Origin of the sequence: Archangium gephyra (genome assembly GCF_049060025.1) — a bacterium.
Classification (GTDB): domain Bacteria; phylum Myxococcota; class Myxococcia; order Myxococcales; family Myxococcaceae; genus Archangium; species Archangium gephyra_A.
Window position 1 is genome coordinate 5016479 of the sequence record NZ_JBMEQQ010000002.1, and the last position, 12206, is coordinate 5028684.

9 protein-coding genes and 2 pseudogenes are annotated in these 12206 nt (G+C 72.9%); 9 read left to right on the forward strand and 2 right to left on the reverse strand.

The window, feature by feature from the left end; genetic code table 11:
* Positions 1-6: 6 nt before the first annotated feature.
* Positions 7-774, reverse strand: a complete 768-nt coding sequence (locus ACN28I_RS21830; protein ID WP_420943888.1) for a TSUP family transporter — start codon at positions 772-774, stop codon at positions 7-9.
* A gap of 85 nt (positions 775-859) precedes the next feature.
* Here ACN28I_RS21830 and ACN28I_RS21835 point away from each other — a divergent pair, with 85 nt between their 5' ends.
* The 4 genes and pseudogenes from ACN28I_RS21835 to ACN28I_RS21850 all read left to right on the forward strand — a co-directional run bounded on the left by ACN28I_RS21835 (position 860) and on the right by ACN28I_RS21850 (position 4720).
* Positions 860-1669 (forward strand): hypothetical protein, encoded by an 810-nt coding sequence (locus ACN28I_RS21835; RefSeq protein WP_420943889.1) that lies wholly within the window; start codon positions 860-862, stop codon positions 1667-1669.
* 452 nt (positions 1670-2121) lie between these two features.
* Positions 2122-2934, forward strand: a pseudogene (locus tag ACN28I_RS21840) (DUF4388 domain-containing protein); the annotation flags it as partial.
* Positions 2935-3265: 331 nt separating this feature from the next.
* Positions 3266-4192: a DnaJ domain-containing protein gene (locus ACN28I_RS21845; protein ID WP_420948693.1), complete on the forward strand. Its 927-nt coding sequence runs from the start codon at positions 3266-3268 to the stop codon at positions 4190-4192.
* Positions 4193-4564: 372 nt separating this feature from the next.
* Complete coding sequence (locus ACN28I_RS21850) at positions 4565-4720, forward strand: hypothetical protein (RefSeq protein WP_420943890.1); 156 nt, start codon at positions 4565-4567, stop codon at positions 4718-4720.
* A 9-nt stretch (positions 4721-4729) separates the two neighbouring features.
* Here ACN28I_RS21850 and ACN28I_RS21855 read toward each other — a convergent pair whose 3' ends face one another.
* Positions 4730-6034, reverse strand: coding sequence for a hypothetical protein (locus ACN28I_RS21855; protein WP_420943891.1), 1305 nt, complete (start codon positions 6032-6034; stop codon positions 4730-4732).
* A 146-nt stretch (positions 6035-6180) separates the two neighbouring features.
* On the opposite strand from ACN28I_RS21855, the pseudogene purF reads away from it, so the two are divergent.
* The 5 genes and pseudogenes from purF (at position 6181) to ACN28I_RS21880 (ending at position 12115) form a co-directional block, all read left to right on the forward strand.
* A pseudogene (gene purF / locus ACN28I_RS21860) lies at positions 6181-7576 on the forward strand (amidophosphoribosyltransferase).
* A 19-nt stretch (positions 7577-7595) separates the two neighbouring features.
* The gene (locus ACN28I_RS21865) at positions 7596-9245 is read left to right on the forward strand and encodes an ATP-binding protein (protein ID WP_420943892.1); all 1650 of its coding nucleotides are present in this window, start codon (positions 7596-7598) and stop codon (positions 9243-9245) included.
* A complete protein-coding gene (locus ACN28I_RS21870; RefSeq protein WP_420943893.1) occupies positions 9242-10360 on the forward strand; it encodes a sigma-54-dependent transcriptional regulator in 1119 nt (372 codons plus the stop codon). Before ACN28I_RS21865 ends, ACN28I_RS21870 begins: the two co-directional genes overlap by 4 nt.
* The gene (locus ACN28I_RS21875; protein WP_420943894.1) at positions 10267-10611 is read left to right on the forward strand and encodes a helix-turn-helix domain-containing protein; all 345 of its coding nucleotides are present in this window, start codon (positions 10267-10269) and stop codon (positions 10609-10611) included. Before ACN28I_RS21870 ends, ACN28I_RS21875 begins: the two co-directional genes overlap by 94 nt.
* A gap of 160 nt (positions 10612-10771) precedes the next feature.
* Positions 10772-12115 (forward strand): TolC family protein, encoded by a 1344-nt coding sequence (locus ACN28I_RS21880; RefSeq protein WP_420943895.1) that lies wholly within the window; start codon positions 10772-10774, stop codon positions 12113-12115.
* Positions 12116-12206 lie beyond the last annotated feature (91 nt).

Here is a 12206-nt window from a genome sequence, read left to right on the forward strand (position 1 = left end):
GCGGGCTCACCCGGCGAACACGTCCCGGCCCAGCTTGAGCACGAGGGCCACCACCACCAGCAGCACCACCTTGCGCACCAGCTTGTCACCCCCGCGCACGGCCATGTGCGCGCCAATCCACCCACCGGCGAACTGGGCCGCCGCCATGGGCAGGGCCACGTGCCAGAGCACCAGGCCCCGGTAGGCGAAGAGGCTCACCGCCGCGAGGTTGGAGGCGAAGTTCACCACCTTCGCGTCCGCCGAGGCCTTCGTCAGCCCGTGCCCCAGCAGCCCCGAGAAGGCGATGATGAGGAACGTCCCCGTCCCCGGCCCGAAGAAGCCGTCATAGGTGCCGATGACCAGCGCGATGACCGCGCCCAGCGCCAGCAGCCGCTTGCGGGGAGGCTCCGGCCGCTCGCCCGGCGGCGGTCCCCGGCGGAAGGCCAGGAAGACCGCGACGATCACCAGCAGGGTGAGCACCACGGGCTTGAGGACCTCGGGACGCATCAGCAGCACCAGCCCCGCGCCGAGGAACGAGCCCACCAGCCCCAGCGGGAAGGTGACGGTCGCGAGCTGCTTGTTCAGCAGCCCCGCCCGGTAGAAGCGCACCAGCGCCGCGAACGCGCCGAACACCGACTGCCCCTTGTTGGTGCCCAGCGCCTCGTGCGGTGGCAGGCCGGTCGCCAGGAGAGCGGGCAGCGTCACGAGCCCTCCTCCTCCGGCGATGGCATCCACCACACCGGCCGTGAGGGCCGCGACACACAACAGGACGATTTCGAGTGCGGTGACTTCCACGAGCGGCCACCTACCACGTCCAAAGCTTGCGTGCGCACCGACTCTGGGCGTCAATTCGGGGAACGCCCCCCGCCGAGGTCCCTCCGTGCTCGCGTCTCTCGTTTCCGTGATGACCCTCGTGCTGCTGTCCGCCCCGCCCGCGCCCGTGGACCCGAAAGGGCCCACCTGCCGCGCCATCGACGGGCACGTGGCGTGTGGCTACCAGTGCAAGTCGGATGGGCGGCGCGTGCAGTGCGCGCAGACGCCCCAGGGCACCTGCCAGGTCCTGGACGGCCAGGCCGTCTGCTTCGACCCGCCCCCCCATATCGTCCGCATCTACGGCAGCGCGCTGCCCGAGCCCGAGTGCAAGGTCGTCGACGGACAGGTGGCCTGCGGCTACCAGTGCGCCACCCAGCCCGGCAAGGTGAAGTGCGCGCGCACTCCCGCGGGCGTGTGCGCCGGGCGCAACGACAACATCATCTGTTTCGATCCGCCCCCCGAGGTGTACGCCGTCCATGGCAAGGACACGCCTCGCGCCGAGTGCCGCGGCAACGGCCTGGAAAACGCGTGCGGCTACAAGTGCACCCTGGGCGCCGGGAAGGTGGCCTGCAACAAGACGCCCATGGGCGCCTGCAAGAGCGATGGCATGCAGCTCACCTGCGTCGACCCGCCCGCCGAGGTGCTCTGTGCCTATGGCAAGAACCTGCCCCCCTTGCAGTGCCAGCTCAGCGACGGCCAGCCGGTGTGCGGCTACGGCTGCACCAAGGCCTATTCCAAGGTGTCCTGCGCGGCCACCCCCAAGGGCCTGTGCAAGGTGTTCGACACCGAGGTCTACTGTTTCGACCCGCCCAGCGCCCAGGACGCCGATCTGGCCTGTCTGAGCCTCATCGGACTGGCCTCGCTGGAAGCGCCGTAGCAACCACGTTAGCAACCCCGTTGGGACCGGGTTAGGGTGCCTCAGGCACACAAGGAGCGACATCCGAGATGGCGGAGGGAGAAGTCCGGCAATACTTCGTGCGGAACGAACAGGGGACCATCTGGGGTCCGCTCGCCCTGCCGACCATCGAGCTGCTCATCGATAACGGCATCATCCAGGGGCGGCTCCAGGTGTCCGAGGACGGCATCAATTTCGCCTTCCCCGGGCGCTTCCCGCACCTCCGCGATTCCTTCCCGCGCGAGACGTGGGGCGACGTCGTGCCCCCAGGTCCGAGCGTCCCCGCGGCCCCGCCCGCTCCAGGTGCGCCCGCGGCGGCCCCTCGTGCCATGACCCGGCCTCCCGTGGCCGGGGCGGGTGTGCCCATCGCGGGCCCGGGTGCCGTGGCCCGTCCTCCTCCTGGCGCGGGTGTGCCCGTCGCCGGCCCCGGTGCCATGGCCCGGCCTCCCCCTCCCGGGGCCGGTGTGCCCGCCGCCGGTCCCGCCGTCACCCGTCCTCCTGTTCCCGGGGCCGGTGTGCCCGTCGCCGGTCCCGCCGTCACCCGTCCTCCCGTTCCCGGTACGGGTGTGCCTGTCGCCGGTCCCGCCGTCACCCGTCCTCCTGTTCCCGGGGCCGGTGTGCCCGTCGCCAACCCCGGTGCGGTGCCTCCGGGTGCCGCTCGCCCGCCCTCCGCCACGGTGCCCGGTGGGATACCCGTCGCGGCCGCCCCACGCCCCGCCGCGCCCGGTGCACCCGCGCAGCCCGCTCCGGCGGCGCCTCCCCCAGCCGCCGCTCCGGCACCGGCCGTCGCACGCCCGTCGGCCACCTTCCCCTCCGTCTCCGCCGCTCCCGACGAGCCGCCTCCCACCAGCGGACCGCTCGAGACGCACTCGCCCGTGCGCCTCTACGGCCTCATCGCCGCCGGCAACCACACGGGGCTGCTCACGCTCACCCTCGCCGACTGCGCCGTCAGCATCCACTTCCGCAAGGGCAACCCCGAGTTCATCGACTCCACCCACCCCGAGGACACGCTCGGCACCTGGCTCGTCCAGGCGAAGCTCGCCACCGCCGAGCAGCTCCAGCAGGCCGAGGCCGCCAAGGGCCGCTTCGGCGGGGAGCTGCTCGCCGCCCTCTTCGGCCTGGGGCTCCTCCAGCCCGCCTCCGCCTTCACCCAGCTCGCCCACCGCGCCCAGGCCATCCTCCTCAAGGGCCTGCGCGCCGAGTCCGGCTCCTTCACCTTCGAGGCCAGGGAGCTGCCCCCCGCCAAGGCCATGCCGCTGGGCAACAAGTGGGCCGTGCTGAGCGACCTCGTGCGCCGCATCCCCAGCGCGGACCTCCGCCGCCGGCTCCAGCCCGTGCTGAACCTGCCGGTGATGAAGGCCAACGGACGCGTGGCCACCGGCGACCTGCGGCTCACCCCTCACGAGGTGCGCGTGCTCGCCCTCATCGACGGGGTGCGCTCGGCCGGCCAGCTCCTCAACGACCTGCCCCAGGACGCCGACCACCTGCTGCGCATCGTGTTCCTCCTCAAGGAGCTCGATGGGGTGTCCTTCGCGGCCGTGGCCCCGCGTGTGGCGGCTCCGCCTCCCACGCAGCCGAATGCTCCGGCGGCCCAGCCCGCCGCCAAGACGGCTCCTCCCGTGGCCCCCGCCGCCAAGACGGCGCCGCCCGTGGCTCCCGCCGCCAAGACGGCTCCTCCCGTGGCCCCCGCCGCCAAACCGGCCACGCCTCCCGCCGCCGCGCCCCAGGCGGCCCGCCCCACGTCTCCGGGTGTCGCCCAGGCGGGCGCCGTTCCCCAGGTCACCGCGCCCCGTCCGGCGGCTCCGCCCTCCGCCGCCGCTCCGCAGCCCACCGCCGCGGCGAAGCCCGCCTCGCCTCCTCCTTCCGCCGCGCCCCAGGCTCCTCGCCCGGCGGCGCCCGCCGCCACCGCCGCTCCCGCGGCGAAACCGGCCGCTCCCGCCCAGGCTCCCGCTCCCGCGGCGGCCCCGGGCTCCGCGCAGGGCGCCAGCGAGATTCCCGCGCTCCGGGAAGCTCGCCGCCAAGCTGAAGGAGCAGAACCACTTCGAGCGGCTGAACCTGGGCGCGGACACCAACGGCCCGGCGGTGAAGATCGCCTACTTCAAGCTGGCCAAGCAGTACCACCCGGACACGCTGCCTCCCGGCGCGCCCCCGGAGCTGGAGAAGCTCAAGGCCGACATCTTCGGCTACATCGGCGATGCCTACCGCGCGCTCTCGGACGACAAGGCCCGCGCCGCGTACATCGAGGAGCTGCAAGACTGGCGGCAGCAAGCCGTCGCAGGTGGACGTGGAGGCCATCCTCAAGAGCGAGGAGCTCTTCCGCAAGGCCGGCCTCTACATCAAGGCCCGCAAGTTCGCCGACGCCGCCAAGCTGCTCGACGAGGCCATCCAGCTCAACCCCGAGGAGCCCGAGTTCTACGCCTGGCGCGGCTACGCCCGCTTCTTCACCTTCGAGGACAAGAAGGTGGGCTACAACGAGGCCTACAAGGACATCCAGTTTCTGTCTGAAGCAGAACGACAAGGTGGCCTCGGGGCACTATTTCCTGGGGGTCATCGCCAAGCTATGCGGTGACAACCACGGCGCGCTGAAGCACTTCCAGAAGACGGTGGAGGTCCAGCCCAATCACATCGACGCGCAGCGGGAGATCCGCATGGCGGCGCAAGCGGCGCAAAAGAAGTAGGGTGCGCCACCCCGGGAGTGCTTCCAAGCGCTCCCCCACACGAGGAGAAGCATCTTGCCGTTGACCGGAAAACAGCGCCGCCACCTTCGCGGGCTGGGACACCACCTGGAGCCGGTGGTCATCGTGGGCCAGTCGGGCGTCACCGAGGGCGTCATCGCCGCCGTCGAGCAGGCGCTGCAGGACCACGAGCTGCATCAAGGTGAAGATCAACGAGGGCCCGGAGGACCGCCACGAGGCCGCCAAGAAGCTCGCCGAGGGCACCGGGGCCGAGCTGGCGCAGCTCCTGGGCCGCACCGCCCTGCTCTTCAAGAAGCGGGACGAGGACTCGAAGTTCGAGAAGCTCGAGAAGATCTGAGCGGTCCGATCAGCGCGTGAAGCCCGCGGCCCGGGCGGCCTCATCCGCCCCCGTGGCCAGGCGCTCCAGCAGCGCGGGGCCGAAGTACTGGCGGCGCGACTCGCCCTCGCCCGCTTGCACCCGCTCGGGCGTCTCCACGTAGCCCACGTAACCGTCCACCAGCCCCAGCACGCCCGTGGCCCCCGTGCGCCGCAGCAGCGCCGCCCCCGCGTCCACCGTGGGCTCGCCCGGCAGCAGCAGCAGCTCCAGCGGCCCCAGCGTCAGCGCCCCCACCTCTGCCGTCCGCGAGGACGACGCGCACAGGAAGTTGTCCCCCGCCGCCCGCGAGTACGACGGCACCAGCCGCGAGGCGTCCGGCCTCGGCAGCGCCACCTCCACCCGCGCGAAGGCCAGCTTCGCGCTCCCGGCCGCCACCGGCGCCGCGCGCTCGGCCAGCCCCGCCACCGCCCGCGCGTACCCCAGCACCTTCTCCACGCCCTCGCCCTCGTTGAAGGCCACCGAGACGTTGCCTCCCGCACCCTGCAGCACCAGCGTCACCCCACCCCGCTCCTCGCGCAGCAGGCTCAGCCGCCCCGGCCAGTCCGGATCCACGAAGTCCCGCTTCCTCGGCACCATCGCGGGGTGCGCGGCGAACACCAGCAGCTCCGCCACCGGCCCCTCCGCGCCCCTCAGCACCGCGCGGGTGAGGGCGCCATCCGGGTCCTCTCCCCCCGAGCGCGAGCGCACCAGGCCCGGCTCCCGCGCCTCTCCCACCTCCAGGGAAACCTCGGCGAGCCGCGCCACCGACTGACGCAGCGCCTCGCTGGCCCCGGCCACCGCCGCCTCCAGCGCCGCCTTCCGGAAACGCCCGGTGCCCACCAGTTGCGACACCAGCCGCGAGTCGTAGCCCCCGAAGGACGAGTGCGAGTGCGTGGCCACCACCAGGATGTGCTGGAGCCCCAGTCCGGCGGCCCGCTCGCGCACCGCGGCCACGAGCTCGTCCGTCACCAGCAGCAGCTCCAGCGACACCAGCCCCACCTTCAGGTCCCCCGTGGCCAGCACCACGGCCCGGGCCTGGGGCGCGACGTCCGCCTGGCTGGCCTCGGGGCGGGGAGGCCCATAGCCCGCCACCACCACGGGATAGGGTGGAGCCAGGGGCACCTTCGCCGCACCGGCTCGCAAGGGCCCCTCGGCCCTCGCCTGCTCGAGCACCACGGGCGCCCGCTCGCCCCACCGTCCACACCAGTTCCAGGAGGCGAGCGAATACGCGGAGCCCACGGTCAGGAGTGTCAGGGGAAGCAGGGTGCGCAGCCAGGGCCGCGAGCGCGAAGACATGAAGAGGGGAAGCCTACCTCCAGCCGGGGAATTCCGGGGGACTGTCCGGCTGCCTGCTCCTTCCCCACATCCCCTCCCGGAATACCCCTCGGAGGGGGAACCGTTCTCCGTTCCGTTCGGCACCCGAAGGGGGTAAGGCTCGCGGCATGTGTGGGATCTTCGGAATCGTTGGTAACGCAGAAGCGTCCAACCTGACGTACCTCGGCCTGCATGCCCTGCAGCACCGCGGGCAGGAGTCCGCCGGCATCGTCGCCTCGGACGGCCAGAATCTTCGGGCCCACCGGGAAATGGGACTCGTGGCGGACATCTTCACCGCGCCGGTGCTCGAGAAGCTGCCGGGCAGCGCGGCCATCGGCCATGTGCGCTACTCCACGGCGGGCGTCAGCCAGCTCAAGAACGCCCAGCCCCTCACGGTGGAGTACGTGGGCGGCCAGCTCGCGGTGGCCCACAACGGCAACCTGGTGAACGCGCAGGAGTTGCGCACCCAGCTCGAGGCCGACGGCGCCATCTTCCAGTCGGACTCGGACACCGAGGTGGTCATCCACCTCATCGCCCGCTCCAAGCAGCCCACCTTCGAGCAGAAGGTCGTCGAGGCCCTCTCCAAGGTGAAGGGCGCCTACAGCATCCTCTTCCTCACCGACAAGAAGCTGGTGGCGGTGAGAGATCCCAACGGCTTCCGCCCGCTGGTGCTCGGCATGGTGAAGAACAGCTGGGTGCTGGCCAGCGAGACGACGGCGTTGGATCTCATCGAGGCCGAGTACCTGCGCGAAGCTCGAGGCCGGGGAGATGGTGGTCATCGACGAGACGGGCCTGCACGCCAGCCAGCCCTTCCCGCCCACGCGGCTGGGCCGCTGCATCTTCGAGCACGTGTACTTCGCCAAGCCGGACTCGGTGCTGTTCGGCACGAGCGTGTACGAGACGCGCAAGGAGATGGGCCGGCAGTTGGCCAAGGAGCAGCCGACGCCCGGGGCGGACCTGGTCATCGCGGTGCCGGACTCGGGCGTGCCCGCGGCCATCGGCTACGCGCAGGCGAGCGGCATCCCGTACGACGTGGGCCTCATCCGCAGCCACTACGTGGGCCGCACCTTCATCGAGCCCCAGCAGTCCATCCGCCACTTCGGCGTGAAGCTGAAGCTGTCGGCGGTGCGCCAGGTGCTCAAGGGCAAGCGCGTGGTGGTGGTGGACGACTCCATCGTGCGCGGCACCACGAGCCGGAAGATCGTGAAGATGCTCAAGGCGGCCGGCGCGCTGGAGGTGCACCTGCGCATCTCCTCTCCGCCCACGCAGTGGCCCTGCTACTACGGCATCGACACGCCGAGCCGGCAGGAGCTCATCGCCTCCAGCCACAGCGTGGAGGAGATCGCCCGCTACGTGACGGCGGACACGCTGGGCTACATCTCCATGGAGGGCCTGGGCAGCGCGGTGGGAGACAAGGAGCGCACCACCTTCTGCACCGCGTGCTTCTCCGGCAAGTACCTGACGGGCAACCTCAACCCGGGCGCCCCGGCGTCCGCGTCCGCCCCGAAGCTCGCCAGCGCCTGAGGCGCGCCCGGTACCGCAGATGGCGGGTCCTTCCCATCCCGAGGCCTTCCGCGCCGAGCGGCAGTTCACCCGCTCCGTGTTCGCAGGCCTCGTGCTGCTGGGGCTGGTGGCCGTGGCCGGGCCGCTGCTCTCCTACCGCGGCGACGTCCACGAGGCGCGCAGCCAGTTCCGCACCCGCACCGCCCGCGAGGCCCGGGTGTATGCCCAGGCGCTCAGCCTGCACCTGAAGCTGCTCAAGTCCGAGCTGTCGCGCGTGGCCGCCGGTGTCGGCCCCGACATGCAGGAGGACAAGGCCACCGAGGACATGCAGGACCTCACCACCCCGGACGCCGGCCTCTTCCGCCAGGGCATCCTCCTGCTGGATGCGGCGGGCCGCCCCCGCTGGAGCGAGCCCCCCGGACTGCCCGTGGCCCCCTCGCTGAGTGAGCGCCCCTGGTTCCAACGCGTCCTCGCCCAGCAGGCCCCCACCGTGGATGCGCTCGCCCCGGGCTCGTCCACCTTCGTCGTCGCCGTCCCCGTGGTGCGCCACAACCGCACGGCGGGCATGCTCGTGGGCCTGCTCGACACGGGCGAGGAGCTCCCCGGAGCCCGGCCCACCGGCGAGCACCTCACCTTGCTGGTGCTCAACCGCCAGGGAGACCTCTTCGTCCCCGACTCCCCTCCCGCCTGGGCCACCGCACCGGGCTTCGGCGCGAGGGTGGAGTCCCTGCTGAACGGAGAGGGCCAGGAGTGGGAGCTGCTCCACGGGCAGGTGTTCGCCTGGGCCACGCCCGTGCCGGGCACGGAGCTGCGGCTGGTGCTCGCCGCGGACGAGACCGCCACCCTCGCCCCCATCCGTGACCGGCTGCTGCTGCAACTGCTCGTGCTCGCCGTGCTGCAGGTGGGCACGCTGCTCCTCTTCAGCCTGCACTGGCGGCGCGTCTACCGGCTCTTCCTGGGCATGGAGCGGCGCGCGGCGGAGAAGGAGACGATGGCCGCCCTCGGCTCGGCCGCCAGCCTCATCGCCCATGAGGTGAAGAACTCGCTCAATGGCCTCAAGGCCGCCATCGGCATGCTCGCGCCCTCCGAGGAGCAGGGCTTCGCGGTGCGCACGCTGCGGGGGCAGATCGACCGGCTGGCCCACCTGGCCACCTCGCTGCTGCACTTCGGCAAGCAGCCGCGCGTGCAGCGCATCCCGGTGGACCTGCCGCACCTGGTGCGCGAGGTGCTCGACGGGCTGCGCGTGCTGCCCGAGGCCGAGGAGGTGCGCGTGGAGGCCCAGCTGGACGGGGAGCTGCTCCTCTCGGGAGACCCGCTGCTGCTGGCCACCGCGCTGGACAACCTGGTGCGCAACGCCATGGAGGCGGCCGTGGCGGCCAAGGATCTGGGACAGGTGGCCTCGCCCGAGGTGCGGGTGAGGCTGCACCAGCGCGACGGCGAGGCGGTGGTGGAGGTGGAGGACAACGCGGGCGGGCCGCCCCCCGGCTTCGAGGACCGGCTCTTCGAGCCCTTCGTCACCAGCAAACCCAAGGGGGTGGGCCTGGGGCTGTCCATGAGCCGGCGCGCGGTGGAGCAGCAGGGCGGGCGGCTGACCTTCGCCCGCATTCCCGGCGGCAGCCGCTTCCGCGTGCACCTGCCCGTGCAACCGCACCCCGGGGACTTCCCGGACGTCCAGGAGCTGTCGGCATGAGCACTCCCCTCCTCTTCGTCGATGATGACCGGGCCTTCTCCTCGATGGGCGCGGCGGCCCTGCAACGCGAGGGCTACGCCGTCACCCTGGCGCGCTCGCTGCACGAGGCCCGCGCCGCGCTCGGGCGCCTCACCCCCGCCCTGGTGGTGTTGGACCGGCGGCTGCTGGATGGGGACGGGCTCACCTTCCTCCCCGAGCTGAAGGCCCAGGCGCCCGGCGCGGCGGTGGTGATGGTGACGGCGCACGGCGACATCGCCAGCGCGGTGGACGCCATGCGCGCGGGAGCCGTGGACTACCTGGCCAAGCCGGTGGAGCTGACCGACCTGGTGCTGCGCGTGCGCCGGGCGCTGGACACGGGGCGCCTCAAGGAGCGGCTGGCCGCCGCCGAGGCCGAGCTGTCCGGACGGCGCCGGCTCGTCCCGCCCGCCTCGGCCGCGATGCAGCGGGTGCTCGCCGCCCTGGAGCGCATCGCCGCCTCGCCCCGCAGCGCCGTGCTGCTGCTGGGGGAGACGGGCGTGGGCAAGGAGATGCTCGCCCGCCACCTGCATGGTTTCTCCTCGGGGGGCGAGGGCGCGCCCTTCGTCCACGTCAACTGCGCGGCCCTGCCCGAGCAGACGGTGGAGAGCGAGCTGTTCGGCCACGAGAAGGGCGCCTTCACCGACGCGCGCACCGCCCGCCGCGGCCTGGTGGAGGTGGCCCACGGGGGGACCCTCTTCCTCGACGAGGTGGGCGAGCTGCCCCTGAGCCTCCAGGCCAAGCTGCTCACCTTCCTCGACTCGGGGCGCTTCCGGCGCCTGGGCGGCACCACCGAGCACTCCAGCAGCGCGCGCATCGTCGCCGCCACCAACCGGGACCTGCCCGCCCTCATGGCCCGCGGCGAGTTCCGCGAGGACCTGTGGTTCCGCCTGAGCGTCTTCCGCATCGACATCCCCCCGCTGCGCGAGCGGCGCGAGGACATCCTCCCCCTGGCCGAGGGCCTGCTGGCCGGCCTGCGCCGGGAAGCGGACGGCGCGAGGAGAGGGTGCTCGGCGAGCACGCCCGGGCCCGGCTCCAGGCCTACGCCTTCCCCGGCAACGTGCGCGAGTTGCGCAACCTCCTCGAGCGCGCGCTGGTGATGGAGCCCGGCCCGGAGCTGCAACTGGACGTGCTGGCGGGCGTGAAGCCCGCGGCCCCGGCACCCACGGGCCCGGCCATGACGGACAGCCCGGAGGCCTTCACCCTGCCCACCCCACCCCGCCCCATGGAGGAGGTGGAGCGCGCCTACGCCCGCTGGACGCTGGAGCGCCTGGGGGGCCGGCGCGTGGAGGCGGCCAAGGTGCTCGGCCTCGCCTACGCCACCTTCCTCAAGCGGCTCGGCGAGGACTGACGCTCCGATTGCAGAATCTGCAATGTCAGGATTTGGAATTCCGGCCCGCCATGGCAGCCGCTGCAACCGGCCCGGGCGCGTAACTCCTCGAAATCCCTCGCGATGACGCGGGCACGCGGCTTGCCCAGGGGACTCCCGAACCTCACTGGGAGCCTCCTCCGTGCGCCGCGTTCCTCCGCTGCTCGTCTCCTGCCTGTTGCTCGGGGCCACCGCCGCCCCCGCCCAGGCCCCCTCCCCCGCCACCCCCTCCTCCACCGCCCCGGCCGACTCGCTCGCCCTGGCCTCGCTGCCGGATGAGGACAGCCTGGCCTCGCGGCTGTGGGAGCGCTCGCCCGAGTTCGCCACCGCCCGGGCCCGCGTGGACTCGGCGCGCGCGGAGCTGGTGCGGGCCGGACTGCTGCCCAACCCCGAGCTGGGGCTCGGCGCCAACACCCTGCCGCTGGGCCCCACCAACCCGCCCGGCCTCAACCGCCTCACCGAGGTGCCCAACTTCAGCGTGGGCCTCTCGCAGCTCATCGAGCTGGGCAAGCGGGGCCCCCGCCAGGACGCGGCCCGCGCGGCCCTCGCTTCCACCGCGCTCGAGGTGCAGGCCCAGCTCCGCGCGCGCACCCAGGACGTGCTGGAGCGCGTCGCCGAGGTGGCCACCGTCGAGGTGCGTCTGGCCGAGCTGGAGCGGCTGGCCGGGGATGCCGCGCGCCTCACGGAGCTGCAGCGCGCCCGGGCGCAGCGCGGGGACACCTCGGGCCTGGACGCGGACCGGGCCCTGCTGGAGGAGGCCCAGCTCCAGGAGCAGCTCGCCGGGGAGCGCCACCGCCTGGCCGAGGCACTCCTGGAGTGCTCGCGCACGGCGGGCCTCGCCTGCGTGCCCTTCGGCGGCCCCGAGACGGCGGCCGGGTTCCTCGCCACGCGCCTGTCGAACCCGCCGCCCGCGACGGGACTGGAGCAGCGGCCGGACCTGCGAGCCCTGGAGGCCCAGCAGCGTGGCGCCCGGGCCGCCCTCACCCTCGCGCGGCGGCGCTGGATTCCGGACCCCACCGTGCAGGCCGGCTACGTGTACGACCAGTTCGTCATCTCCGGCAATCAGCTCCACTCGGTGGGCCTCAACCTCAGCATCCCCCTGCCCGTCTTCGACCGGGGCCAGGCGGACGCGCTGGCCGCGAGCGCCTCCGCCGAGGCCGCCGCGAGCACCCACGCCTGGCTCACCGCCCAGGCCCAACGGGAGCTGACGGCCCTGTCCGCCCAGCACGGCGCGATGGAGGCCCGGCGCACGCGGATGCGCACGCAGACCCTGCCCCAGGCCACCCAGCTCGTGCAGCGGATGGAGGTGGCGGTGAAGGCCGGCGGCGCCTCGATGCTGGAGCTGCTCCTCGCCCGCCGCACCTACGGCCAGCTCCTGCTGGATGCCGCGGAGCTGGACCTCTCCGCCTTCCGCCTCGCGGTGGCGATGGAGCGCGTGAGCGCCGGAGGCCCCACACCTCCCCGCGAGCTGAGCCAGCACTTCTGAACCCCTTTCCCTCGTTGGAGACCCCCACCATGACCTCGTCTTCCTCCCGTCCTCCCCGCCGTCCTTTCTGGCTCGCCGCCGCGGGCCTCGG